The 23972-nt window shown below is 58.0% G+C and carries 25 protein-coding genes; 13 read left to right on the plus strand and 12 right to left on the minus strand.

The features are described 5' to 3' along the window. Window positions 1-49 precede the first annotated feature (49 nt). The 4 genes from RMR21_RS12395 to lysS all read left to right on the plus strand — a co-directional run bounded on the left by RMR21_RS12395 (window position 50) and on the right by lysS (window position 5078). On the plus strand, window positions 50-703 hold the full coding sequence (locus RMR21_RS12395) for a TetR/AcrR family transcriptional regulator (RefSeq protein WP_498670156.1): 654 nt from the start codon (window positions 50-52) through the stop codon (window positions 701-703). 154 nt (window positions 704-857) lie between these two features. Then, window positions 858-1604, plus strand: a complete 747-nt coding sequence (locus tag RMR21_RS12400; protein WP_498668302.1) for a TerC family protein — start codon at window positions 858-860, stop codon at window positions 1602-1604. A gap of 263 nt (window positions 1605-1867) precedes the next feature. After that, complete coding sequence (gene gltX, locus RMR21_RS12405) at window positions 1868-3325, plus strand: glutamate--tRNA ligase (RefSeq protein WP_498668303.1); 1458 nt, start codon at window positions 1868-1870, stop codon at window positions 3323-3325. 253 nt (window positions 3326-3578) lie between these two features. Continuing rightward, window positions 3579-5078 (plus strand): lysine--tRNA ligase, encoded by a 1500-nt coding sequence (gene lysS / locus RMR21_RS12410; RefSeq protein WP_498670157.1) that lies wholly within the window; start codon window positions 3579-3581, stop codon window positions 5076-5078. Window positions 5079-5277: 199 nt separating this feature from the next. Here lysS and RMR21_RS12415 read toward each other — a convergent pair whose 3' ends face one another. Further along, a complete protein-coding gene (locus tag RMR21_RS12415) occupies window positions 5278-6183 on the minus strand; it encodes a hypothetical protein (RefSeq protein WP_498670158.1) in 906 nt (301 codons plus the stop codon). Between the two features lie 343 nt (window positions 6184-6526). Between RMR21_RS12415 and RMR21_RS12420 the strand changes: the two genes are divergently transcribed. From RMR21_RS12420 to RMR21_RS12440, 5 genes are all read left to right on the plus strand, one after another. Beyond that, window positions 6527-7417 carry a metal ABC transporter substrate-binding protein gene (locus tag RMR21_RS12420; protein ID WP_498668304.1) on the plus strand — a complete coding sequence of 297 codons (891 nt, stop codon included), beginning with the start codon at window positions 6527-6529 and terminating at the stop codon, window positions 7415-7417. Between the two features lie 20 nt (window positions 7418-7437). Further along, window positions 7438-8304, plus strand: a complete 867-nt coding sequence (locus tag RMR21_RS12425; RefSeq protein WP_498668305.1) for a manganese/iron ABC transporter ATP-binding protein — start codon at window positions 7438-7440, stop codon at window positions 8302-8304. After that, entirely contained in the window at window positions 8297-9157 is an 861-nt protein-coding gene (locus RMR21_RS12430) for a metal ABC transporter permease (RefSeq protein ID WP_498668306.1), read from the plus strand. Before RMR21_RS12425 ends, RMR21_RS12430 begins: the two co-directional genes overlap by 8 nt. Next, window positions 9154-10005: a metal ABC transporter permease gene (locus RMR21_RS12435; protein ID WP_498668307.1), complete on the plus strand. Its 852-nt coding sequence runs from the start codon at window positions 9154-9156 to the stop codon at window positions 10003-10005. The genes RMR21_RS12430 and RMR21_RS12435 overlap by 4 nt, the downstream gene beginning before the upstream one ends. A gap of 128 nt (window positions 10006-10133) precedes the next feature. Continuing rightward, window positions 10134-10307, plus strand: coding sequence for a DUF1328 domain-containing protein (locus RMR21_RS12440; protein WP_174154000.1), 174 nt, complete (start codon window positions 10134-10136; stop codon window positions 10305-10307). 99 nt (window positions 10308-10406) lie between these two features. Here the strand turns inward: RMR21_RS12440 and RMR21_RS12445 are convergent, their stop codons facing one another. After that, the gene (locus tag RMR21_RS12445; protein ID WP_498670159.1) at window positions 10407-11138 is read right to left on the minus strand and encodes an SDR family oxidoreductase; all 732 of its coding nucleotides are present in this window, start codon (window positions 11136-11138) and stop codon (window positions 10407-10409) included. A 145-nt stretch (window positions 11139-11283) separates the two neighbouring features. Between RMR21_RS12445 and RMR21_RS12450 the strand changes: the two genes are divergently transcribed. Continuing rightward, window positions 11284-12051 (plus strand): IclR family transcriptional regulator, encoded by a 768-nt coding sequence (locus RMR21_RS12450; protein WP_498668308.1) that lies wholly within the window; start codon window positions 11284-11286, stop codon window positions 12049-12051. Between the two features lie 101 nt (window positions 12052-12152). Here RMR21_RS12450 and tal read toward each other — a convergent pair whose 3' ends face one another. Next, window positions 12153-13109 carry a transaldolase gene (gene tal, locus RMR21_RS12455; protein ID WP_498668309.1) on the minus strand — a complete coding sequence of 319 codons (957 nt, stop codon included), beginning with the start codon at window positions 13107-13109 and terminating at the stop codon, window positions 12153-12155. Window positions 13110-13307: 198 nt separating this feature from the next. Between tal and RMR21_RS12460 the strand changes: the two genes are divergently transcribed. After that, entirely contained in the window at window positions 13308-14303 is a 996-nt protein-coding gene (locus RMR21_RS12460) for a sugar-binding transcriptional regulator (protein ID WP_498668310.1), read from the plus strand. A gap of 6 nt (window positions 14304-14309) precedes the next feature. On the opposite strand, the gene RMR21_RS12465 is transcribed toward RMR21_RS12460, so the two are convergent. The 4 genes from RMR21_RS12465 to RMR21_RS12480 form a co-directional block, all read right to left on the minus strand. Continuing rightward, window positions 14310-14597, minus strand: a complete 288-nt coding sequence (locus tag RMR21_RS12465; RefSeq protein WP_498670160.1) for a type II toxin-antitoxin system RelE/ParE family toxin — start codon at window positions 14595-14597, stop codon at window positions 14310-14312. A gap of 12 nt (window positions 14598-14609) precedes the next feature. Beyond that, window positions 14610-14846, minus strand: coding sequence for a CopG family ribbon-helix-helix protein (locus tag RMR21_RS12470; RefSeq protein WP_498668311.1), 237 nt, complete (start codon window positions 14844-14846; stop codon window positions 14610-14612). Between the two features lie 67 nt (window positions 14847-14913). Continuing rightward, the gene (locus RMR21_RS12475; protein ID WP_498668312.1) at window positions 14914-15786 is read right to left on the minus strand and encodes a methylated-DNA--[protein]-cysteine S-methyltransferase; all 873 of its coding nucleotides are present in this window, start codon (window positions 15784-15786) and stop codon (window positions 14914-14916) included. Between the two features lie 71 nt (window positions 15787-15857). Beyond that, a complete protein-coding gene (locus RMR21_RS12480) occupies window positions 15858-16340 on the minus strand; it encodes a DUF2244 domain-containing protein (protein WP_498668313.1) in 483 nt (160 codons plus the stop codon). A 55-nt stretch (window positions 16341-16395) separates the two neighbouring features. Here RMR21_RS12480 and nth point away from each other — a divergent pair, with 55 nt between their 5' ends. Next, window positions 16396-17166: an endonuclease III gene (gene nth, locus RMR21_RS12485; protein WP_498668314.1), complete on the plus strand. Its 771-nt coding sequence runs from the start codon at window positions 16396-16398 to the stop codon at window positions 17164-17166. On the opposite strand, the gene RMR21_RS12490 is transcribed toward nth, so the two are convergent. Beyond that, on the minus strand, window positions 17140-17865 hold the full coding sequence (locus RMR21_RS12490) for a sulfate transporter family protein (RefSeq protein ID WP_498668315.1): 726 nt from the start codon (window positions 17863-17865) through the stop codon (window positions 17140-17142). The two genes, nth and RMR21_RS12490, sit on opposite strands and share 27 nt — an antisense overlap. Window positions 17866-18184: 319 nt before the next feature. Here RMR21_RS12490 and RMR21_RS12495 point away from each other — a divergent pair, with 319 nt between their 5' ends. Next, on the plus strand, window positions 18185-19006 hold the full coding sequence (locus RMR21_RS12495) for a MurR/RpiR family transcriptional regulator (protein WP_498668316.1): 822 nt from the start codon (window positions 18185-18187) through the stop codon (window positions 19004-19006). A 61-nt stretch (window positions 19007-19067) separates the two neighbouring features. Here the strand turns inward: RMR21_RS12495 and RMR21_RS12500 are convergent, their stop codons facing one another. The 4 genes from RMR21_RS12500 to RMR21_RS12515 all read right to left on the minus strand — a co-directional run bounded on the left by RMR21_RS12500 (window position 19068) and on the right by RMR21_RS12515 (window position 23971). Beyond that, the gene (locus RMR21_RS12500) at window positions 19068-20642 is read right to left on the minus strand and encodes an FGGY-family carbohydrate kinase (protein WP_498668317.1); all 1575 of its coding nucleotides are present in this window, start codon (window positions 20640-20642) and stop codon (window positions 19068-19070) included. Between the two features lie 63 nt (window positions 20643-20705). Continuing rightward, on the minus strand, window positions 20706-21389 hold the full coding sequence (locus RMR21_RS12505; protein ID WP_498668318.1) for an HAD family hydrolase: 684 nt from the start codon (window positions 21387-21389) through the stop codon (window positions 20706-20708). Between the two features lie 16 nt (window positions 21390-21405). Beyond that, window positions 21406-22887 carry a mannitol dehydrogenase family protein gene (locus tag RMR21_RS12510; RefSeq protein ID WP_498668319.1) on the minus strand — a complete coding sequence of 494 codons (1482 nt, stop codon included), beginning with the start codon at window positions 22885-22887 and terminating at the stop codon, window positions 21406-21408. An 85-nt stretch (window positions 22888-22972) separates the two neighbouring features. Further along, complete coding sequence (locus RMR21_RS12515) at window positions 22973-23971, minus strand: ABC transporter ATP-binding protein (RefSeq protein WP_498668320.1); 999 nt, start codon at window positions 23969-23971, stop codon at window positions 22973-22975. Between the last annotated feature and the right edge of the window lies 1 nt (window position 23972).

A 23972-nucleotide genomic window follows, 5' to 3' on the forward strand; every position in this document is an offset into this window, starting at 1 on the left:
TAAGATTTAAAAACGATTGGCGGATCGCAGCGTGACCAACGAAACATCCATGGAGGACATCTCCACCGCATCTCCTGCGGGCCGGTTTGCAGCGGGCGAAGACCCGGCAAAGCGCGAGCAAATCCTCGATGGTGCCTGGCGCGTGTTCAAGCAAAAGGGTTTCGATGCCGCCAGCATGAATGACATCACCCGCGAAGCCGCTGTTTCCAAAGGAACAATCTATGTTTACTTTGAAAACAAGGATGAGCTTTTTGCCGCCCTGATCGACCGTCACCGCGCCGAATTTGCCCTTTCCATGCGCGATATTCTGGCCGGAACGGAAGAGGTTAAAGACGGCCTCTGGCAATTCGGCGCCGCGTTTATTCATAAAGTGACATGCACGGACATGATACCTGCCATGCGCTCAGCGCTTGGCGTGATCGATCGCATGCCCAAACTCTCGCAGCGCTTTTTCGTCGCAGCACCGAACAATGTTCGCGTCGTTCTGCGTGACTTCCTTCAGCACCATGTCGAGCAGGGAACGCTCGTCATCGACGACGTGGACCTTGCCGCACGCCAGTTCATCGAGCTTGCCACCGGTACCTTCTTCAAGATGCGGTTGTTTGGCGAATTGGCAGGCGATACGCCACCACAGGACGCGGACCGTGTCCTCAGCAGCGCTATCGCGGTTTTTATGGCGGCCTATGGAACCAAGACGATTTAGCCCCATTCAGCATCCGGGTTTCTCGCAATGCGCGAATTATCGAGAAAATAGAGCGTAACACATCTGTCATACGCTTGTTTCTCGCGCATTCGAATATAAAACTACGGTGTTTCGAATTGTCGAACCTGGATAGCTGAAAAGGAAAACAGGCCCGATGGACTCCATTGTCCCTCTATTGTCAGACCCCGCCGCATGGGTGGCGCTCGTCACTCTTATCGTCATGGAGGTCGTGCTTGGCATCGACAACCTGATTTTCATTTCCATCCTGACCAACAAGCTGCCCGAGCATCAGCGTGAAAAGGCCAGAAAGATCGGTATCGCCCTGGCGCTGATCATGCGTCTGGGCCTGCTTGGTACCGTTGCCTGGATCGTCCAGCTGACCGAACCGGTTTTCGAGCTCTTCGGTCAAGGCTTCTCCTGGAAAGACATGATCCTGATCGGTGGTGGCCTCTTCCTCGTGTGGAAGGCAACCAAGGAAATCCACCACAATGTGGACCCGGAAGATCACAAGGAAGACTTGGTCGGCACCGCCGTTGCCAGCTTCTCTTCCGCCATTGCCCAGATCCTGCTGCTTGACCTCGTCTTTTCGCTGGACAGCATCATCACCGCCGTCGGCATGACACCGCATGTTCCGATCATGGTCGTGGCCGTCGTCTTCGCCGTCACCGTCATGCTGCTGGCCGCAAACCCGCTGGCCAGATTCATCGAGAGGAACCCGACTGTCGTCATGCTGGCGCTGGCATTCCTTCTGATGATCGGCACGACGCTGATCGCCGAAGGCATGGGCTTCGAAGTCCCCAAGGGCTACGTCTATGCCGCCATGGCCTTCTCGGGACTGGTGGAAGTGCTCAACATGGTGTCGCGCAATGCACGCCGGAAGAAGAAGGGCACATTGCATTAGGTGCGATTGTCGATCTGATGAGACCGAAGGCCCGCGTCAAAGCGGGCCTTTTTCCTTGCGGTGCAAAATGCGAGCAGACGGGCGACGTCGGTAATTTTCTTGACGCATGCGACGTAATATGGCCTAAGCCATGCCCAATGGAACCGTGTGAAAGCGGCGTGTCTGCGCCTGTTTTCATCACTTTCCGCCGCATCCAACGTCAATTTTCGTGATATCGGGCATCTTCTGCCTTCTGTCACTATCAATCACGACGAGTGAATTTCATGAACACTTCCGGCGTCCGCGTCCGTATTGCACCTTCCCCAACCGGCGAGCCGCATGTCGGCACTGCCTATATCGCGCTTTTCAACTACCTGTTTGCCCTCAAACACGGTGGTGAATTCATTCTGCGCATCGAAGATACCGATGCCACGCGCTCCACGCGCGAATATGAAGACAAGGTGCTGGAAGCGCTGAAATGGACCGGCCTGAAATGGTCCGAAGGTCCTGACGTCGGCGGCCCATACGGCCCCTACCGCCAGTCCGACCGCAAGGATATGTACCAGCCCTATGCCGAAGAACTGGTGACCAAGGGCCATGCCTTCCGCTGTTTCTGCACGGCTGAGCGCCTGACGGAGATGCGCGAAGGACAGCGTGCCGCTGGCAAGCCGCCGAAATATGATGGTCTGTGTCTTCACCTGAAAGCCGAGGAAGTCACCTCGCGCATGGAAGCTGGTGAAGCATCCGTCGTGCGGATGAAAATCCCGACGGAAGGTTCCTGCGATTTCAACGATGGCGTCTACGGCGATGTGAGCATTCCGTGGGACAGCGTCGACATGCAGGTTCTGATGAAGGCCGATGGCATGCCGACCTACCACATGGCCAATGTCATCGACGACCATCTGATGAAGATTACTCATGTGGCGCGCGGCGAAGAGTGGCTGGCATCTGTGCCCAAGCACATTCTGCTCTACCGTTATTTCGGTTGGGAACAGCCCACGTTCATGCATCTTTCGCTGATGCGCAATGCCGACAAATCCAAGCTTTCCAAGCGCAAGAACCCGACCTCGATCTCCTATTATTCAGCCCTCGGCTATCTGCCGGAAGCGCTGATGAACTTCCTCGGCTTGTTCTTCGTGCAACTGGGTGAAGGCGAAGAGCTTTTGACCATGGAAGAGCTGTCGCGGAAGTTCGACCCGGAAGCGCTGTCCAAGGCCGGTGCCATCTTCGACATCCAGAAGCTGGACTGGCTGAATGGCCGCTGGCTGCGCGAAAAGCTGACCCAGGACGAGTTCATTGCCCGCACGCTGGAATGGGCGATGGAAAATTCCCGGCTGACCGAAGGCCTCAAACTTTCGCAGAGCCGCATTTCCAAGCTTGGCGAATTGCCAAACCTCGCAGGCTTCCTGCTGTCGAGCGATGTCGGCCTGACGCCTGCCTCTTTCGCTGGCCTGAAAACCAAGCCGGAAGAAACCCACGAAATCCTGACGACCGTTGCCGCCGATCTGGAAAAAATGCCGGACTGGACGCTCGAAGCCATCGAGGCGGAACTGCGTGAGGTAGCCGAACGCACCGGCAAAAAGCTGCGCGTGGTGACGCCACCGCTGTTTGTCGCCATGTCCGGCTCGTCGCGTTCGCTACCGCTGTTTGATAGCATGGCGCTGCTCGGCCGTTCCGTGGTGCGCCAGCGGTTGAAGGTAGCAATTGCTGTGGTGGCGTCGATGGTTGGCGCTGGAAGTTGAGAATAAAGGGCCTTCATTCGTGAAGGTCGGTACCTGAGATACCCCCCTCTGCCCTGCCGGGCATCTCCCCCTCAGGTGGGGAGATTCGCAAGAGGCGCTGCCTCGCGCTCCAACGCACGTTCCATGCCAGTCATGGGACGATAACGGGAAAGCGATGAGTGCGCTCCATCCGATCTCCCCCCTTGAGGGGGAGATGTCCGGCAGGACAGAGGGGGGTAACCGCAACGAACACAGCCCGAAAAAGGCCCCGACGATGACCGACAAGACAACCGAAACAACCGTCCTCTCCTCCGACGTGACCGAAGTGCGCCGCCAGAAGCTGGGGATGCTGCGTGAGAAGATCGGCGATGTGTATCCCGCCCATTTTCACCGCACGCTGACGAACGCCGAACTTGCGGAAAAATATGCGGACATCGAGCCTGACGTCGAGACCGGCGACACGGTGACGGTGGCTGGCCGCGTTTATTCCTCGCGCAATTCCGGCATGTTCATGGATATCCATGACGCCTCCGGCAAGGTGCAGATCTTCTCGCACAAGGATACCACGCCGGAAGCGGCACGCGACCTTCTGCCGATGATCGATATCGGCGATATCATCGGCGTGACCGGCAAGGTGCGCCGCACCAAGCGTGGCGAGCTGACGATCAATGCCGAAGAGATCACCATGTTGACCAAGTCTCTGCTGCCAATGCCAGAGAAATGGAGCGGCATTTCCGATATCGAAATTCGTTATCGCAAGCGCCATCTGGACATTCTGTCCAACGAAGAATCGAAGCTGCGCTTCCAGCAGCGCTCGAAGATCATTTCCGGCATTCGCCGCTTCATGGAAGACGAAGCCTTCCTCGAAGTCGAGACGCCGATGTTGCAGACCGTCTATGGCGGCGCGACGGCCGATCCGTTCAAGACCTTCCACAACACGCTAAAGATGGACATGTATCTGCGCATTGCGCCGGAACTGTTTTTGAAGCGCACGCTGGTGTCTGGCCTGTCCGACAAGGTATTCGAAATCAACCGCAACTTCCGCAACGAAGGTGTTTCCACCCGGCACAATCCGGAATTCACCATGCTGGAATGCTACTGGGCCTATGCCGACTACGAAGACATCATGGGTCTGGTCGAGCGTATGTTCGAGACGCTGGCGCTGGCCATTCACGGCACGACCGAACTGGACTTCCAGGGTAAGACCATTTCCTTCAAGGGTCCGTTCAAGCGTGTGCCGATGCCGGATGCGGTGAAGGAAGCAACGGGCATCGACTTCCTTGCGATCAAGACCGACGAAGAAGCCCGCGCTGCTGCCAAGGCTGCCGGTTTCGAGGTCGAGAAGGACTGGACCTGGGGCGAATGCCTGGCCTTCATCTTTGAAGAAAAGGTCGAGGCGACGCTGATCCAGCCAAGCCACGTCACGCATTTCCCCAAGGACATCTCGCCCTTTGCCAAGGAAGTGCCGGGCGAGCCGCGTTTGGTCGAGCGTTTCGAGAGCTATTGCAACGCCTGGGAAGTGGGCAACGCCTTTTCCGAATTGAACGACCCGGAAGAACAGCGCCGCCGCATGGTGGAGCAGCTGGAACAGGCGCATGCCCGCGGCGAAAAAGACAAGCAGCTGGACGACGAGTTCCTCGACGCCATCGACCAGGGCATGCCGCCAGCCGGTGGCCTCGGCATCGGCGTGGACCGTCTGGTCATGCTGCTGACCAACGCGCCATCGATCCGCGACGTCATCCTGTTTCCGGCCCGTCGCCAGAAGGCGGATTGAGTCTCCTTAAGTGGACCGGAAAGCCGGAGACACCTGTATTCGCTGAAGGCTGAAAACAGAGCGCCAAAACAGACTCCACCGTCATCCTCGGGTTTGTCCCGAGGATCTGCAACGTCTCATATGTTGCGACGTGATTGGATCCTCGCCACAAGGGCGAGGATGACGGATGGAGAGGTTTGCACCCTCCAAACGACAGTTCTCAATTGCCGGATTTCGCGGGTTCTTCCGCAGGTGCGGCCTCGCCATGCGCGGCGGGATCTTCGGTGACCGGCGTTGCTCCGTGGGCGGGCTCGGCTGCGACGGCTTCCGTCTGGCCTTTGCCGAAAATCAATGATTTCAGATAGGCAAGACTGAACATGCTGACGCTTTCAGGCTCCGGCGTGGAGGTCAAAAGAGCGGGATCGTCGGCAGCGACTGGCGCGCCTTCATGCACCGATTCCGGTGCTGGCGCATCATGGCCCTCGGCGGGTGCAGCCTCGCCGTGCCCTTCACCCTCCGCCGGTGCTTCGTGGTCCTTCGGTGCGGCGCCGTGCCCATCGGCCGCAGCGGCCTGGGCATTGGGGTCGATGCAATCGGTAAAGTCTTTGAGATCGGCAGCAAGATGCTGTGTATCTTCCAAAGGTAGATCAATCCGCAAACCATAGAATACCCCCTCCCCGCTTGGGGGGCCATCGTAATAGAAGGCGGAATAGGGTTTGGCGTCGGCATCGGCTGGCAGCTTGGTGACATCGGGTATGTAGACAACCTGCGCGGCGATGGCACGCCCGCGCATATCCGAGCGCATGGTCGGGCCATTCTGATCCAGGATGGAGACCTGCACGAGGTCGGGCTTCTGCTTGTCATAAACGGCCTTGGCCACACGCAAGGCGGTTTTGACCCGCTCCGTGCCATCGCCACCATCGGTGCGAATGAACTTGCGAACCCACAGGCTACCGGCTTTTTTGATGTTGACGGTTTGCACCATCTCGCAGTCGAGACCGTTGACCGAGGCATTGGAGGGACCGAACAGGGCGTCTTTACCGACGAAAACGGCGGCAAGGCCGGACGCGCCCCCGAAAAGGAGGACAATGCCGCTCAACAATACGAACTTGCGAGAAAACCGTATTCTCTTGAACACTGCCTTCACGTCGAGCGTCCCGACATGCATTACCCCGTTAAAGCTGATCGTCCGCAGAATGCACAAGCAGTGTCACTGCTAAAACGATAGAGGCACGGCGGCTTGCGCCTATCACCATACATGCATCAATTCTGACGTGTTCTCGTTGAAGAAGGCTTAATTCGACAGCGAATCCGAGCATCAAACTGACCCATTTTTGGACTCCGTCAAAAAAGTGACCATCACTGTGACAAATCAATTATTGCGAATGATTTGCAATAGCGTTGACAAACCCAATTTTGGTGGCCAGATTGATATTGCGAATTAATCGCATCAGGAGTTCGATAGGCCTATGATATTGTCATCGCTTCGATATGTGCTCTGTGCTGCGGTGCTTTTGCTGCCAATTGCAGCGGCGGCGCAGGAGAAGCCCAAGGTCGTGACCACCTTCACCATCATCGCCGACATGGCGCGCAATGTCGCGGGTGACGCAGCCGATGTGGACAGCATCACCAAGCCCGGCGCGGAAATCCACAATTACCAGCCGACACCGCGCGATATTCTGAAAGCTCGCAACGCCAATCTCGTTTTGTGGAACGGGCTCAATCTGGAACTGTGGTTCCAGAAGTTTCTGGCGAATCTGGCCGACGTTCCCAATGTGACGGTGAGCGAAGGCGTGACGCCGATGTCGATCAGCGGCGGCGCCTATCAGGGTAAGCCCAACCCGCATGCCTGGATGTCGCCCGACAATGCGTTGATATACGTCGAAAACATCCGCAAGGCTTTGACACAGATCGACCCTGATCATGCAGACGTCTATGCCGCCAATGCCAAGGCCTATTCCGACAAGATCAGCCGCGAAATACAGCCGATCCGCGATGCTATCGCCGCATTGCCGGAGGACAAGCGCTGGCTGGTGACGAGCGAAGGCGCTTTTTCCTACCTCGCCCGCGATTTCGGCATGAAGGAACTGTTCCTGTGGCCCGTCAATGCCGACAGCCAGGGAACGCCCCAGCAGGTGCGCGGTGTGATCGATGCCATGCGCCAACATAAGATCAAGGTCATTTTCAGCGAAAGCACCATCTCCCCCGACCCGGCCAAGCAGGTGGCCAAGGAAACCGGTGCTGCCTATGGCGGCGTGCTCTACGTGGATTCGCTCAGCGAAGCCGATGGTCCCGTGCCGACCTATCTCGACCTCTTGCGCGTGACCACCGAGACGATTGTGAAAGGCCTTTCCAAATGATGATGGGAAAGCGAAAGACCATGGAAACGGGACTTGCTGTCGATGATGTGACAGTGACCTACCGCAACGGCCACACTGCGCTGCGCAGCGCCAGCTTTTCTATTCCGCGTGGCACCATCACCGCCCTTGTCGGCGTCAATGGCGCGGGAAAATCCACCATTTTCAAGGCCATCATGGGCTTCGTTCCGCTGGCGGCCGGCTCCGTTTCGATCTTCGATGTACCTGCCCGCGATGCGCTGAAAAAGAACCTCGTCGCCTATGTGCCGCAGGCGGAAGAGGTGGACTGGAGCTTTCCGGTTCTGGTGGAAGACGTGGTGATGATGGGCCGTTACGGCCACATGAATTTTCTGCGCATTCCCTCCAAGCGCGACCATCAGATGGTCGATGAGGCGCTCGCCCGCGTCAATATGGTCGATTACCGCAAGCGCCAGATCGGCGAACTCTCCGGCGGACAGAAGAAGCGCGTGTTTCTGGCGCGGGCGCTGGCGCAGGAAGGTCAGGTCATTCTGCTGGATGAGCCCTTTACCGGCGTGGATGTGAACACCGAAGAACAGATCGTCACGCTTTTGAAAGCGCTGCGCGACGAAGGCCGCATCATGCTGGTCTCCACCCACAATCTTGGCAGTGTTCCTGATTTTTGCGACCGCGCGGTTTTCGTGAAGGGAACCGTGATCGCGTCGGGCAAGACGGAAGACACCTTTACCGAAGAGAACCTGCAAAAGGCCTTCGGTGGCAGTCTGCGGCACTTCATTCTCGGCGGCACGGATCTGCATGACGATGCCGATCCGCGCCACCTCAAGGTCATCACAGACGACGAGCGGCCCTTCGTGATCTACAGCAAGGATGGTTCGGCAACGACGACCACGAAAGCCAAGAGCCATGATTGATACTCTGATCGAACCCTTCACCTATTCCTACATGCTGAACGCCATATGGGTCAGCGCGCTGGTAGGCGGCGTTTGCGGCTTTCTGTCGTCCTATCTGATGCTGAAGGGCTGGTCGCTGATCGGCGATGCCCTGTCCCACGCCATCGTTCCGGGTGTGGCCGGTGCCTATATGCTGGGCCTGCCCTTTTCTCTCGGTGCCTTCATTTCCGGCGGGCTGGCGGCAGGCTCGATGCTGTTTTTGAACCAGAAGACGCGCTTGAAGGAAGATGCGATCATCGGCCTGATCTTCACCTCCTTCTTCGGGCTTGGCTTGTTCATGGTGTCGCTGTCGCCCACATCGATCAATATCCAGACCATCGTACTGGGCAATATCCTGGCGATCACCCCGCAAGACACGCTTCAACTGGCGCTGATCGGCGGCATCAGCCTTCTGGTTCTATCGTTGAAGTGGCGCGACTTCATGGTGGTGTTTTTCGATGAAAACCATGCCCGCACCGTGGGCCTTAACCCCGATCTTCTGAAAATCATCTTCTTCACCTTGCTGGCGGCTTCCACGGTAGCAGCCTTGCAGACGGTTGGCGCGTTTCTAGTGGTTGCCATGGTGGTGACGCCGGGTGCCACTGCCTATCTGTTGACGGACCGGTTCGAGCGCCTGATCGGGATGAGCTTCGGCATCGGAGCAGGTACCAGCTTCCTCGGCGCCTATCTCAGCTATTTCCTTGATGGTGCCACCGGCGGCATCATCGTCGTCCTGCAGACCGCGATCTTCCTGACGGCTTTCGTGTTTGCACCCAAACATGGCTACCTCGCCTCACGTGCCAAGGCCAAGGCTGCTCTGAAGGCCGCGCCATGAGCGAAAACCTGCAACTGGCGATCCTGCCGTTCCAACTGCCTTTCATGCAATACGCCTTCATCATCACGCTGATGATTGCCGTGCCGATGGCCATGTTGTCGTGTATCCTAGTGCTGAAAGGCTGGTCGCTGATGGGCGATGCCGTTTCTCATGCCGTGCTACCCGGTGTGGTGATCGCCTATATCGTCGGGATTCCCTTCTCTATCGGCGCATTCGTTGCGGGCATGATCTGCGCGCTGGGCACCGGCTTTCTGAAGGAAAACAGTCGCATCAAGGAAGACACCGTGCTTGGCATCGTGTTTTCCGGCATGTTCGGGCTCGGTTTGGTTCTTTACGTCAAGGTGCAGAGCGATGTGCATCTGGACCATATCCTGTTCGGAGACATGCTGGGCATTGCCGTGAGCGACATTGTCGAAACCGGATTGATTGCCTTGGCCGCGACGTTGTTTCTGGTGCTGCTGCGCAAGGACCTGCTGGTTCACGCCTTTGACGCCCAACATGCCAAGGCCATCGGCCTGCCGGTTCGCCTGCTGCATTATGGCTTGCTTGCGGTGCTGTCGCTAACGGTGGTGGGCGCGTTGCAGGCCATCGGCATCATTCTCTCCGTCGCCATGCTGGTGGCCCCCGGTGCCATCGCCTTCCTGCTCACACGACGGTTTTCCAGCATGATGATCGCGGCCATCGCCGTATCTGTCACCTCTTCGATCATTGGCATCTGGGCCAGTTTCCTGATCGACAGCGCACCGGCACCGACCATCGTTCTGATCATGAGCGGTTTCTTCATCCTCGCCTTTGTGCGAACGACCTGGAAGGCGCGGGCCGTGAACAGGGCGGAAAGCACTGTTTGAAAGACAATTGTGGGCAATTGAAAAGATTATTTCAGAATGTTCGGAACTTCCTACCCGGGATTCGCGTCATATCTGCAGGTTGAAGCGTAGGCGCTCGACCGCATCAATTGACGCAAAGAGGTACGACCATGTTGAAATGGGCTCTTATATTCTTCGTAGTTTCGCTGATTGCCGGTGTTTTCGGCTTTACGGGAATTTCGGCGGCGACAGCGGGCATCGCCCGTATTCTTTTCTTCATCGCCGTGGTCGTGTTCCTGATCTTCCTGGTGCTTGCACTGATGGCTGGTCAGGCGATCCTCTGATCGTGCCGGGTATGACGAAAAACGGCGGGTCGAAAGGCCCGCCGTTTTTTTGTTGTGAAAAGCTGAGTCCTCTCCCGCGGCGCGGCTAGCGTCTCGACATCAGGCTGTCCACCCACCGTCGATCACGTGGATCTGTCCCGTGGTAAATCCGGCCTCATCGGATGCCAGATACGTCACCAGTGCTGCAATCTCCTGCGGCGTCGCGATGCGGCCCATGGGTTGGCGAGCGATGAAATCAGCGAGTGCCTGCTCGTAATTGCCGGTGGCGCGTAGACGGTCATGCAAAGAGGGGCTGTCCACTGTGCCGGGGCAGATGGCGTTACAGCGAATGCCTTTGGTCACGAAGTCCGACGCGATGGATTTGGTCAGGCCGATCACGGCGGCTTTCGAGGCCGTGTAGGCAAACCGGTTCGGCACGCCCTTCACGCTGGATGCAACCGACGACATATTGACGATGGCACCCTTGCCGTATTCCAGCATGGTGGGAAGGAATGCGCGGCAGGTGCGGTACATGGCCTTGGCGTTGAGATCGAAGGAAAAATCCCAGTCCTTTTCTTCGCAATCGAGAATGGTGCCGGCGTGAACGAAACCGGCGCAATTGAACAGCACGTCGGCGCGACCGATATCCGCCGCCAGCGCTCTCACCGCATCGCCATCCAACACGTTCAAGACGCGCGTTTCGGCCGCAGGCAGCGTGGCGAGTGCCGCCTCGTTGATATCAGTCGCAATGACGCGCGCGCCAAGTTCGATGAACCGTTCCGCCGTGGCGCGGCCAATACCCTGGCCTGCCGCGGTGATAACCACTGTCTGACCGGTGAAATCCTGCGCCATGCGCTTGCTCCTCTTGGCGCCAAGGCGCACCTGAAAATCGAAATGGATCGACAATTCATAAGTAAACAGCGTATTCATATGACGTCAAGGGAACCAGACCAGGAGATGGCGCGGTGTGCCATCGACCTGAAACCGCAGAGGTTGGATGATCGAGGACGACAGTGAAAAATACCGCGCGCCTGCCTTGGACAAGGGCCTCGATATCATCGAGCTTCTGGCGCAGACAGATGGCGGTCTGACGCAGGCGGAAATCGCCAAGGCCATCGGCAAAAGTCCCAATGAGTTCTACCGCATGCTCGACAGGCTCGTCCGCCGGGGCTATGTGGAGCGGCAGGATGGCGACCGGTTTTTCCTGACCTTGAAACTCTTCGGTCTGGCGCATTTCCATGCCCCCTTGCGAAGGCTGGTCTCTTTTGCGGCACCCGTGATGCGAGACTTTTCCAACAAGGCGGGACAGGCTTGCCATCTGGCCGTCTATGATCGCGGTGTCGCGGCTGTCATTGCCCAACAGGATAGCTCGACCTATTGGGCCCTGTCGATCCGCGTCGGGGCGCAGATGAGCCTGTTCAACACCGGCTCCGGCCATATTCTGCTGGCCTTCCAGACAAAAGCGCAACGGGAGATCATGATTGGCGAGCAACTTCGCGGCGGCGACGAAACATCCGTGCCCGAAGGCCTGATCGAGCGTCTGGAACAGATCCGGGCGAACGGCGTCGAGAGCATGAACAGTTTGCAGACCGCGGGTATCAGAAACATATCCGCCCCCGTGCTGACGCTTGATGGCACCGCGTTGGCCGCCATCACCTGCCCTTACATCACGCCCTTAAACAGCGATGTACCAAACGTTGATGACTGCGTCGATCTTATTCGGCAAGCAGGCCGGACGATTTCCCAAGTGGCAGCCGGACAATAAAAAACGCGACCGGCAGGGGACCGATCGCGCTTTCTTGACTGGAGGTATTATACTTTAATAACGAGCGACTATCGCTATGGTTCCAGAATTATTCTGGAAGCTTAAGCTGCCAGTTGCTTGCGGATGATGCCCCGCAGGGATTCGAGATCCTTGGCAAACTGGCGGATACCTTCCGACAGCTTTTCCGTTGCCATGGCATCTTCGTTGAGGTGCCAGCGGAAGGCCTTCTCGTCAAGGCTCTGCAAGGGCTCGGCCTTGGCATCGTCAGCGGAGAGCTTGCGCTCCAGCGTGCCGGTGTCCTTTTCCAGCTCTTCCAGGAGCGCCGGGCTGATGGTCAGACGGTCACAACCCGCCAGCGCTTCGATCTCGCCGACATTGCGGAAGGACGCGCCCATGACGACGGTGGAAATGCCGTTGGCCTTGTAATAATTGTAGATCTTGCGAACGGATACGACGCCAGGATCTGTTTCAGCCGTGTAGTCTTCGCCCGTGGACTTCTTGTACCAGTCGAGAATGCGACCGACGAAAGGCGAAATGAGGAAGGCTTTGGCTTCCGCACAGGCAATGGCCTGAGCCTGCGAGAACAGCAGCGTCAGATTGCAATCGATGCCTTCGGCCTGAAGCACTTCGGCAGCCTTGATGCCTTCCCATGTGGAGGCCAGCTTGATCAGGATGCGGTCTCGCTCGATGCCACGGTCCTTGTAACCGGCAATGATCTGATGCGCCTTGGCGATGGACGCCTTGGTATCGAAGGAGAGATCGGCATCGACTTCGGTCGAAACGCGGCCGGGTACGAGCTCGACAAGCTTTGCGCCGACCGAAATCGCCAGCCGGTCCGCAATCGCGCCAACCACGGCATCGGAATCGCCGCCCTGTTTCTTTCCCCAGGAAACGGCTTCCGTTACCGTATCGGCAAACATCGGTGTGCCGAGCGCCTTCAAAATGATCGACGGATTGGTGGTGCAATCCACCGGCTTCAGGCGGGCAACGGCCTCTATATCGCCGGTATCGGCGACAACCGTCGTGATTTTGCGAAGTTGGTCAAGTTTGGATGTCATGCTGATTGATCCTCGTCATCTTTGGAAAACCGTTTCAGCCGGGTTTCGTTCCTGCCCTCGCCTGCTTGCGCGCGATGTCGGAACCAAGCTGTTTTCTCATTGTTAAGTATCGCGCAGCGCCAAACCCAAAGTCAAGACATTTGCGCAATGCAATTGACATAAGTTTCACGCCTGCCATAGTGGACGCTCCCTCCAAGCATGGCGAAAACAGTGGCGAAACTGCGAAGAGACACCCATACAGCCTATTCCGAAGCGGCATCGCTGCGGCTGCGGGCGGCGTGGCTCTATTATAACCAGGGCATGACGCAGAAGGACGTTGCGGAAAAGCTGGGTATCAGTCGCTCCACCGTCATCCGCCTTCTGGACGAGGCGATGAAGCGATCCGAGGTACAGATCTGGATCAACGAGGGCATCGATGACTACGTCGAACTCGCCATCAAGCTGGAAGCCGCCTACGGTCTGGACGAAGCGATCATCATTCCCTCTGCATCATCGAAGGCGGAAGATATCGCCAAGGCTGTCGGACTGGCGCTGGGTCAATTTCTGTCGGAGGCGGTTCCCGACAATGCGACGATCGGCGTGGGCTGGGGCCGCACCATGACGGCCTCGCTTTCCAGCTTTCGCCCACCGCGCCGGGAAAACTGCAAGGTGGTGTCGTTGCTGGGCGGCATCGTCGCCGTGCACCAGACCAACCCGCTGGATTACACATGGCGGCTGGCCAGCGCGCTGGGCGCGGAATGCTATATGTTCCTCGCACCGCTTCTGGTGGACTCAGAAGAAACGCGCCGTTCCCTGATCGAAAAATGTGGGCTGAACACGCTGTTCGAGCTTGCCGAAAATCTCGACCTCGCCATCGTCAGCTGCGGCGATATTGGCCCCCATTCCACATCGCTGTCGGAAGGCTTCATCTCCAGAGAAACACATGATGAGCTGGTGGCGGCAGGCTGCGTCTGCGACACCATGTTCAATTTCATCGATGCGGAGGGGCGCTCGGTCGACCACCCCATCAACCAGCGCGCCATGGCCATAGGCCTCGACACGCTGAAGAAGGCCAAACACATAGTCCTCGCCTCCGGCGGCGCCCACCGCGCCACCGCCATCCGCGCCACCATCAAACGCATCGGCTGCAACACGCTGATTACCGATGAAGCGGCGGCGAGGGCGTTGCTGGAGTTGGGGGAAGCGGCCCCGTAACCAATATCAGTCAGAAAGAGCAGTGGGCCATTCGCGGGCGCCGTGTTGCACGAACAAAACCTGGATTTCATCGCCCGAAACGACATAGGCAACAATGTAGGCCGTGCCGGATATGACGAGTTCTCGCGTCCCATCAATGTCCCCTCTCCGTCCGATGAACGGGTTGGATGAGAGAATATCTCTGGTCGTCTTGTGAATCAGGCGGACGATGCGGGCCGCCGCCCGAGGGTTCTGTTCGGCACTATAGTCGCCGATGGTCGCGAGTTCTCTCAGATATCGCCTTGTCCAAACTATGCGAACGACCGATCAAGCCTGATCGTAACGGTTCAAAACCTCGGCAATATCCTCCTCGCTGGCGAAATTGCCTTTTGCAGCGTCGTCCAAACCCTCTTTCACGCCAGTGATCCACTGCTCCTGCCAAGCGATCGATCGACCTTGGCCAAGAGATTCCTCAATGATCTGGCTTCGTGTCAAACTGCTCTTAGCCGCAATCAGATCGAGACGGCGGTCTATATCGTCGGAAAGTTGGATGGTGCTTTTCATGTGCTTTCCATGGTTTCACACGGCAGATGTGAGTTTCACATCTTATATCACATGTGCCACAACTGGATCAAACCTTGCCCGTTTCCCAGCCCAGCATCGCCCGTTTGCGGGTCAGTCCCCAGTGGTAGCCGGTGAGCGCACCGCTTTTGCCGACGGCGCGGTGGCAGGGCACGACAAAGGAGATGGGGTTAGCACCGATGGCGGCACCCACTGCGCGCGACGCTGTCGGCTGGCCGATGTCGTGGGCGACGTCGGAATAGGTTACCGCCTTTCCGAGCGGGATTTTCAGGAGGCTTTGCCAGACGCGGACCTGGAAATCCGTGCCGAGGAGGACCACGCGCAAGGGTTGTTCGCTCTTCCATTTATCGGCGTCGAAAATTCTGCAAGCATAGGGTGCAGTTGCCGCAGTGTCTTCGCTGTAGTGAGCGTTGGGCCAGCGGCGTGCCATATCCTCGAAGCAGGCCGTCTCTTCGCCCACATCGGCAAAGGCACAGCCCGCAAGGCCACGGTCGGTGATCATGATCAAGGCCAGACCGAAGGGCGACGGGTGGAAGCCGTAGCGGATGGAGAGGCCCGAACCCTTGGCTTTCCACTCCCCAGGCGACATGGCTTCATGCGTCACGAAGAGATCGTGCAGACGGCCCGGCCCAGACATGCCGACTTCGATGGAAGCTTCCAGAAGCGGCAGGCTTTCATCGCGCAGCAGACGCTTGGCGTGATCAAGCGTGACGGCCTGAAGAAAGGCTTTCGGCGACAGACCGGCCCAGCGGGTAAAGGTTTTCTGCAATTGCGTGGGTGACTGCGAAAGCCTGGCGGCAATGGTTTCAAGCGACGGCTGATCGCGGTAGTCCACCGTCAGGACTTCGATGACCTGCCGAACGGTTTCGTAATCTGAGCCGACCGGGGTGACGTCTTCCTTTAAGGTGATGCTGGCATTCATGGCGTGTCTCCTTGCAAAGTCGAGACAACCACGATGCGCACCCTATCTCCACCCGTTTCTTGCGCTCTCACCTAAATTCGAAGCCGAACAGTGGCCAAAGCCCCACGAAAGGCCTTCGCGAAGCTTTCGCGGTCATCCGGGTTGAGGAAGGAGCCGATATCCGTCATTCGTCCCTCGCCCGAAACATGCATCGAGAGAATGCCGATCTCATTGTGACGTTTGACGAAAAAGCGCGCCCAGAACGGGTTAAAACGATGCTCGACCATGCGGCCTGTTGGTGAGAATTTTCGGATGGAAAGGCTGGTGCGCGATACGATCACCTCTTCACGGGCTTTCGCTGCCCGGTAATTCACGCGGAAAGCGACGTAGAGCAGCAGAAAATCGACCCCAAGAAAAAGGCCGATAGGCCAGGCGCCGGTGACCATGAAGAACACGCCATAGAGAAGGCAGACGGCACCGGCGAGCGCCAGCAGAACCCGAAACCCCTTGCGTCCGAGGGAGCGATAGGGAACAAGTTCCGCTGCGAAAACCGGCTGCTCGTTAACGCTGTCCACCGTGTCGTCCTCGTCCAGTGCTTCACCAAAGCTGGCATCAGATTATAGTTAGACCATGACAATTGCCAAGAAACGATCCAGCGCCCAAACGTTGAAAAAGTCAAATGCGACCGCACGTCGCAAGCCGCCACGCGTCAAGACGGCTTACTCCCAAGACGAGATCAAAGAGATGTTCCGTCGTTTCTCCATCCAGCGGCCGGAGCCGAGGGGCGAACTGGAACACTCCAACCCGTTTACGCTCGTGGTGGCCGTGGCCCTGTCGGCGCAGGCAACCGATGTGGGCGTGAACCGGGCGACGCGCGGCCTGTTTGCGGTGGCCGACACACCGGAAAAGATGCTGGAGCTGGGTGAAGAACGCCTGATCGGCCACATCAAGACTATCGGCCTTTACCGCAACAAGGCCAAGAACGTCATTGCGCTATCCCAGATGCTGATCGACACTTTCGGCGGTGAGGTTCCGCGCACTCGTGAAGAGCTGGTGATGCTGCCGGGCGTGGGCCGCAAGACTGCCAATGTGGTGATGTCCATGGCCTTCGGCGTGCCGACATTGGCGGTCGATACTCATGTGTTCCGCATCGCCAACCGGCTCCGCATGGCACCGGGCAAGACCCCCGACGAGGTGGAAGAGCGGCTCGTAAAGATCATTCCAGACGAGTATCTCTTCCACGCGCATCATTGGTTGATCCTGCATGGGCGTTACTGTTGCAAGGCGCGCAAGCCCGAATGCGAGCGCTGCGTGATCGCCGATATCTGCAAATCCCCGGAAAAGACCTGGGAGATTCCGGCACCGCTGGTGGAATTACCGCAGCTGTTTCGGGGCGAATGACGGATCACGCCGACTGATCGATTTGTGCAGATGGACCATGAAAGATGCAGCAAACAGCGGTGTCAGGAGGTTGAGGAAGGGGATGGCGAGAAAAGCCGCGATCACCAGACCAGCCATGAACACCGTTGTTCCGTGCTTGGCGCGGAAAGCGCGCGCGTCGGCGGGCGTGCGGAACCGCATGGCGGCAAATTCGAAGAATTCCCGGCCCAACAGATAGCCGTTGACCAGAAAAAACGCGATGAGGTTGATGCCGGGAACGAGAAGAAGCATCAGCGCGATGCCGTTGCCGAGGGCGACGACGCCAAAGAATTTGAGTGATGAGGGTATGGCCTCGCTCAGAGGCATGGCCGTACCCAGGGGGTCGTTCGGATAGTCCTTCTTTTCGATGACCTCGGCGACATCGTCCAGGAACAGGCTGGCAATGATGGCCGTGACCGGAGAGATCAAAAGGGCCAGCACCAGTGCCAATCCGATGCCCGCGAGGATGGCAAAGATGAAGCTCATCCAGCCCGCCCATTCCGGCATGCTGGGCACGAGCGAATCAATCCACGGCACTGCAAGCCAGATAAACACGCCCCGAATGGCAAACCAGAGGCCCACAAGCACCAAAATCGTCAGCCCGAGCGACTTCCAGAGCACGGAGCGGGTTTCGGAGGCGAAAAGGTTGCCGAAAGCATATCTCGCAGCGCTAAAAATCATTGTTTTGCCTCCATTTAGGCGGATTTCTTGTTGATGGATAACCATCCGCCAGTGCGTGGCAAATAGGGCGTTTTACGACCCTTCACAAGAAACGCTTCCCGTTAAATACAAGAAAAAAACACAACCCACTATTTTACGCTTGAAGAAAAGCAACTACTAAACTATAAAAACAAACAGGCAAAAAATCGTATATTCTTACGGAAGTGGGGATCAGTGGGGTAACGATAGGCCTTTTTTTACAACCTAGTCGACACGATTGGCGGCGAGATAACTCGCTAGATCACCATCGTCCGCTAAAGACAAGAAAAACGAGGCGTCGTTGGAAAAATTGCTGATTGATCTCACCCGTTCGCTGAAAACCGGAACGCCGTCGGAACGACGGATTGCGAAGTATCTCATCGAACACCTGGCAGAATTGCCGTTTGAAACAGCGGCTACGCTGGCTGAAAAACTCAACCTCAGTCCGATGACTGTCGGGCGGTTTCTGCGCTCGCTCGGCTACCGTCAACTGAGTGACATTCGCGAGCATCTGCGCGAAGAGCCACGCGTGGCGGAACCGGTACCAGCAACCAAGCAGGACGTGGCGCAAACGCCGTTGTCTTCGCTCATGCTGCAACAGATCCAGGCCGTGCAGGCCGTTTATGATTTGGCAGGGCAGCCGGTCTGGAAGACGGCACTGAGCAACATCGCCGAAAGCAGACAGGTGTTCATCGCCTCCTCTGCGGAAAGCTTTGGAATTTGCCGGTATTTCTACACCAAGCTGTTGGAATGTCGCGAGCATGTTCACTACCTGCAACGTGATGGCGCTACCTATATCGCCCTGATGGACGAGCCTACCGACGGTACGCTGCTGATTCTGATGGATTGCGGTGGCGATCTGGCCGGATTGCAGCGTCTGGCGAAAATGGCAACGAAGGCCGGTTACAAGACCGTGCTGATCACCACCCGCTTTTACGAGTGGGGCCCTGACAGCGCCGACATCTGCCTGACTATCCCGCTCAGCCAGAACGGTGGACATAGCATGCTGCAATTGGTGGCAATCACCGAATTCATGCTGCATTCCATGCCGCAGAAGACAGAAACGGGCCGCAAGGACCGCTACCGTCGTATCGGTGACATGCAGCGCGTTTTGCACGGCTAAAAAGCCCAAACGACAATCTCACCCCGCATTCCGTGCGGGGTGACGAAACATCGAATGGCAGTCAGATCCGTTCCAGTTCTTCGCGGTGGCGGTACATGGCCAGAAAACGACGATAGTCGCGCTCATAACACTCTGTGGCCTGCCCGCTTCCCCGCCTCTCCTCCCCGCCGGAATACATGGCCGCGCCGGCAGCCGCCAATCCCTTGTGGACGCCACCCGCAGACGCCGCATTCATGGCTGTACCGAGCAGCACCGCATCTGCCGTAGCGGGAACGACGATGCGCTTGCCCGTCACATCGGCGTAGAGCTCCATCAGAAGCGGATTATGCACATGGCCGCCGGTGACATGCAGCGTTTCCACCGCATAGCCGAACCCTTCCATCGCATCCAGCACATGCCGCGCGCCAAGCGCAATGGAAACCGCTGTTCGCCAGTAGAGGCGGCACAGGCTATCGAAGGACGTATCGAGCGTCAGCCCGCTAATGACGCCCCGCGCATGCGGATCTGCCAACGGCGAACGGTTGCCGTGGAAGTCCGGCAGGACGTGCAAGTGATCGGCAAAGCCCTCCCCTTCAATGCGACGCAAATCCAGCACCCTTTCAACGATGCGGGCATGGAGTGCCGAGGTGGGCTCGCCACCCGCGGCATGCATGCGCACGACGTGGTCCAAAAGCGCGCCGGTCGCCGATTGCCCGCCCTCGACCAGCCAGTGGCCGGGCAAGACCGCTTCCCAATACGGCCCCCAGAGACTGTGTCCGGGCATACGCTTCGGTGTGAGCGTCACAAGGCAGCTGGAGGTTCCGGCAATCAGCGCGACATTGCTGCCGACATCCGATTGCAGGCTGCCGCCGAGAGCACCCAGCGCGCCCGCATAGGCATCGATCATGCCCGCGGCGACTTCGCAGCCCGTATCCAGGCCAAGCTCTTCAGCAGCCTGCGCTGACAGCTTACCGACGCTCTGGCCGGGCGCGACTGTTTCTGTCGGTAGGTTGCCGCGTTCCAGCAGATCTCCGATACCGGCAAGGTCAAGATAATCACGGGCCCAACCCTGCCTCTCATGCGCCAGAAAATTCCACTTGGCCGTCAAGGTACAGTTGGAGCGCTTCGCACTGCCGCTCGCCTTCCAGGTCAGAAAGTCTGCCAGATCGAAAAAATACCCGGCCTTCGCCCAGCTTTCCGGCAGATGTTTTTTCAGCCACATCAGCTTGGGCATCTCCATCTCCGGAGACATCGAGCCGCCTGCAAAGTCCAGCACGGAATGGCCGGATGCGGTCAGGAAATCAGCCTCGGCGATACCCCTATGGTCCAGCCAGACAATGGTATCGAAGCGGTCTTCGCCAGACGTGGACACCGTGACCTGTTCACCCTGTGGCCCGCGCACGACGAGCGAACAGGTGGCATCGAAACCGATAGCCGCGACGCAGGACGCAGCAATGCCGGCATCCATGATGGTCTGGCGCACGGCGATACAGACGGCGTTCCAGATATCGGCTGAATCATGCTCGGCGTGGTTTTCTCTCGGCCTTTGCATGATGATGGGATGGGTTGCGCGTGCAATCAGCCTGCCCTTGGCATCGAAAACGCCAGCGCGAGCGCTGCCCGTGCCGACATCGACAGCAACAAGATATTGACGCATCAGGCTAAATTCCCATCCCTCAATCGCGACCAGACCACGTAGCTGCGGACAGCACCGGCAGCGTTAAATCCGCGCAGTTTCGTCAGCCACAAGTTGGACCAAATCCGGCATGGCGTCAAACACCAGATCGGGTTCCAGACTGGCAATATGCGCCCGAAATGCGGGGAAACGGGCGTGTGAACCGCCTGTGAACGCAAAGACGCGCATTCCCGCCGCTTTCGCCGCAGCTATTCCGGCAGGACTGTCTTCGATGACGATGCAGTCGCTTGGCTCCATCTGCATCTCGTTGGCAGCATGCAGGAAGAGATCGGGCGCGGGCTTACCGTTCTTGACCATCGTGGCGCTGAAGATATGCGGCTCGAATTTGTCGAGAAGACCGGTCAGGCCCAGCGAATAGCGAATACGTTCCGGCTGGCTGGAGGAGGCGACGCAGCGCGGAACCGACAGGCGATCCAGCGTCTCGGCCATGCCATCGATGGCCTTCAGCTCATCACGAAAGCGCTGGAAGAGTTCGGCGCGCATATGTTCGAGAAAGTCGATGTCGGTCTCGACGCCGTATTCGTCCCAAAGCGTCGCCGTCATGCTGGCAACGCTGCGGCCGAGGAAGCGCTGATAGGCTTCCTCTTCTGTGATCTGGACGCCCTGATGGGCGACCATGTCGATGAGGACAGCGATGGAAACCGGCTCGCTATCCACGAGAACGCCGTCGCAATCAAAGATCAGCAAAGGCGCGTTCCCGGTTTGCATGGCACATCTCTTTTCGTCAGCTGACGAGTTTGTTTTGCAGATAAAGTTCAAGCGTTTCAGCCGTACCCTTCTCCCACAACGTCTTCAAGGCATGGGCGAAGCGTTTCTGGAACAGTTCGGATTTGGCGACCTCGCCGAAAATATCGTCAAGGGCGAGAAACGCCATCGGATCGTCCTTCGCCTTGATGGCGGCGGCCTGCAGGCGCTCGGCACTGCCATCGTTGAAGACGATCTGCTTGCCGCTGTCGGTCGTGCCATGGAAGTAACGGCACCACAGCGCAGACACCAGCGAAAGACCGACGATATCGTCGCCCTTCTCAAGCCGATCTGCCGTGGATGGCAGGATGAATTTCGGCTGACGGTTGGAACCATCCTGCGCCAGACGCGGGATCGTGTCACCGATCTTGGGATTGAGGAACCGCCGCTCGATCAGGTCAAAATAGTCGTTGAGGTTGGTGTCCGGCACCGGCGGAATGATCGGGATGATCTCCTCCTTCTCAAGCTTCGCCAGAAACGCGCGGATCAGCGGATGCTCCATCGCCTCATGCACGAAGTGAATGTCGAGAAGGGCTGCCGGATAGGCAATCGCCGCATGGCCGCCATTCAGAATGCGGATTTTCATATGCTCATAGGGTGCGACTTCGGGAACGAACTGCACGCCGACCGTCTCCAGCGCTGGACGGCCAGCGGGGAAGTTGTCTTCCATCACCCACTGCTTGAACTCTTCGCAGAAGACCGGCCAGTTGTCGTCGATGCCGAAATCATCGCGGACAATGTCGCGCTCGCGATCACCGGTCGCAGGTGTAATCCGGTCCACCATGGAATTGGGGAAGGAGACCGTGTCGCTGATCCAGTTGGCGAAAGCCGGATCGGAGAGTGCCGCGAGACCGACGACGGCGTTCTTCGTGACCTTGCCATTGTGCGGAATGTTATCGCAGGACATGACGGTGAAAGGCTGGATACCCTTGTCCTTGCGGGCCTTCAGACCGGCGACGATGAGGCCGAACACGGTCTTGGGAGCAGCAGGATTTTTGCCGTCTTCGGCAATGGCCGGATGCTGCGGATTGAACGCGCCGGAGGCGTCGATGAAATAGCCACCTTCTGTAATCGTCAGCGAGACGATGCGAATTTTCGGATCGGCCAGCGTCTCGATGGTGGCTGCCACATCGCCGATCTTGAGGATGTCGATCATCGGGCCGGTGACGCGCGCGCCGGTGCGGTTGTTATCCTGCTCCACAACGGTGGTGAGGAAATCCTGGGCGGCGAGCTTTTCGCGCATGACGGAGTCTGATGGAAGAACACCCGCACCAATGATCGCCCAATCATGGTCGGCACCGGTGTTGAACAGATCGTCCAGATAGATCGCCTGATGGGCGCGGTGAAAATTGCCGACGCCGAAATGCACGATACCGGCAGAGAGGTCAGCACGAGAGTAGGACGGAACAGCCGCCGTTGCCTTGGCCTGATCGAGCGTTGCAAGCGAGAGTTTGAATGTCATGGGACGATCCTCGAAATTCCTGTCATGGAGCAGCAGCCATGCTGGCCGTAAAGAGGGCCAGCCATTTGGCGGTGCGGTCTGCCAATCAGATGGCCAGACCCTTGCTATCGAACTTGTGGATTTTGGTGTCATCCGGTGTGATGAAGACGGTATCGCCATGCTGGCAGGCGAACTCGCCGCCGGCACGGGCGGTGATCATGCCGATCTCATCCACATTGATGTGAATGAACGTGTCGGAGCCCAGATGTTCGGCAACCGTAACCTTGCCCTGCCACAGACCACTATCCTTGGACAGCAGCAGATGTTCCGGGCGAACGCCGACCGTGTCTGCACTTTTGGCCTGCGCGTAGGCTCCCTTGACGAAATTCATGCGGGGCGAGCCGATGAAACCGGCGACGAAGAGGTTGCGGGGTGTCTTGTAAAGCTCCATCGGCGAGCCGACCTGTTCGATATTGCCACGATTGAGCACGACGATCTTGTCGGCCATCGTCATGGCTTCCACCTGATCGTGCGTCACGTAGATCATCGTCGTTTTCAGCGTGTTGTGCAGCTCGGAGATTTCCAGCCGCATCGTGCCACGCAAGGAGGCGTCGAGGTTCGACAGGGGCTCATCGAAGAGAAACGCCGAGGGTTCACGCACGATGGCGCGACCGATGGCGACACGCTGGCGCTGGCCGCCCGACAGTTGCGAGGGGCGACGGTCGAGATAATCGGTGAGGTTCAGCACGCCTGCAGCGTCGTTGACCTTCTTGTCGATCACGGCCTTGTCGAGCTTCGCCATTTTCAGGGGAAAGCCGATATTGTTGCGCACGCTCATATGCGGATAAAGCGCATAGGACTGGAACACCATGGCAAGGCCCCGTTCGGCGGGTGCCTTTTCGGTCGCGTCCTTGCCATCGATGATGATTTGGCCGCCGGTGACGTCTTCAAGGCCTGCGATGAGGCGCAAGAGTGTGGACTTGCCGCAACCGGACGGACCGACGAAGACCACGAACTCGCCATTCTCGATATCAAGATTGATGGACGGAATGACCTTGGCTTCACCGAAGACCTTGGATACGTTTTTAAGGGAAATGCTGCCCATT

The sequence above is a fragment of the Agrobacterium sp. rho-8.1 genome (assembly GCF_033957725.1).
In the GTDB taxonomy this organism is placed as follows: Bacteria; Pseudomonadota; Alphaproteobacteria; order Rhizobiales; family Rhizobiaceae; genus Agrobacterium.

What these genes read in the sequence shown, in the direction of transcription:
- tal (WP_498668309.1), bottom strand. Translation starts at nt 13,109, where the DNA reads ATGACATCCAAACTTGACCAACTTCGCAAAATCACGACGGTTGTCGCC.
- RMR21_RS12430 (WP_498668306.1), top strand. Translation starts at nt 8,297, where the DNA reads ATGATTGATACTCTGATCGAACCCTTCACCTATTCCTACATGCTGAAC.
- gltX (WP_498668303.1), top strand. Translation starts at nt 1,868, where the DNA reads ATGAACACTTCCGGCGTCCGCGTCCGTATTGCACCTTCCCCAACCGGC.
- RMR21_RS12470 (WP_498668311.1), bottom strand. Translation starts at nt 14,846, where the DNA reads ATGAAAAGCACCATCCAACTTTCCGACGATATAGACCGCCGTCTCGAT.
- RMR21_RS12500 (WP_498668317.1), bottom strand. Translation starts at nt 20,642, where the DNA reads ATGCGTCAATATCTTGTTGCTGTCGATGTCGGCACGGGCAGCGCTCGC.
- RMR21_RS12440 (WP_174154000.1), top strand. Translation starts at nt 10,134, where the DNA reads ATGTTGAAATGGGCTCTTATATTCTTCGTAGTTTCGCTGATTGCCGGT.
- RMR21_RS12435 (WP_498668307.1), top strand. Translation starts at nt 9,154, where the DNA reads ATGAGCGAAAACCTGCAACTGGCGATCCTGCCGTTCCAACTGCCTTTC.
- RMR21_RS12505 (WP_498668318.1), bottom strand. Translation starts at nt 21,389, where the DNA reads ATGCAAACCGGGAACGCGCCTTTGCTGATCTTTGATTGCGACGGCGTT.
- RMR21_RS12460 (WP_498668310.1), top strand. Translation starts at nt 13,308, where the DNA reads ATGGCGAAAACAGTGGCGAAACTGCGAAGAGACACCCATACAGCCTAT.
- RMR21_RS12450 (WP_498668308.1), top strand. Translation starts at nt 11,284, where the DNA reads ATGATCGAGGACGACAGTGAAAAATACCGCGCGCCTGCCTTGGACAAG.
- RMR21_RS12420 (WP_498668304.1), top strand. Translation starts at nt 6,527, where the DNA reads ATGATATTGTCATCGCTTCGATATGTGCTCTGTGCTGCGGTGCTTTTG.
- RMR21_RS12510 (WP_498668319.1), bottom strand. Translation starts at nt 22,887, where the DNA reads ATGACATTCAAACTCTCGCTTGCAACGCTCGATCAGGCCAAGGCAACG.
- RMR21_RS12445 (WP_498670159.1), bottom strand. Translation starts at nt 11,138, where the DNA reads ATGGCGCAGGATTTCACCGGTCAGACAGTGGTTATCACCGCGGCAGGC.
- RMR21_RS12515 (WP_498668320.1), bottom strand. Translation starts at nt 23,971, where the DNA reads ATGGGCAGCATTTCCCTTAAAAACGTATCCAAGGTCTTCGGTGAAGCC.
- lysS (WP_498670157.1), top strand. Translation starts at nt 3,579, where the DNA reads ATGACCGACAAGACAACCGAAACAACCGTCCTCTCCTCCGACGTGACC.
- RMR21_RS12400 (WP_498668302.1), top strand. Translation starts at nt 858, where the DNA reads ATGGACTCCATTGTCCCTCTATTGTCAGACCCCGCCGCATGGGTGGCG.
- RMR21_RS12475 (WP_498668312.1), bottom strand. Translation starts at nt 15,786, where the DNA reads ATGAATGCCAGCATCACCTTAAAGGAAGACGTCACCCCGGTCGGCTCA.
- RMR21_RS12425 (WP_498668305.1), top strand. Translation starts at nt 7,438, where the DNA reads ATGGAAACGGGACTTGCTGTCGATGATGTGACAGTGACCTACCGCAAC.
- nth (WP_498668314.1), top strand. Translation starts at nt 16,396, where the DNA reads ATGACAATTGCCAAGAAACGATCCAGCGCCCAAACGTTGAAAAAGTCA.
- RMR21_RS12490 (WP_498668315.1), bottom strand. Translation starts at nt 17,865, where the DNA reads ATGATTTTTAGCGCTGCGAGATATGCTTTCGGCAACCTTTTCGCCTCC.
- RMR21_RS12395 (WP_498670156.1), top strand. Translation starts at nt 50, where the DNA reads ATGGAGGACATCTCCACCGCATCTCCTGCGGGCCGGTTTGCAGCGGGC.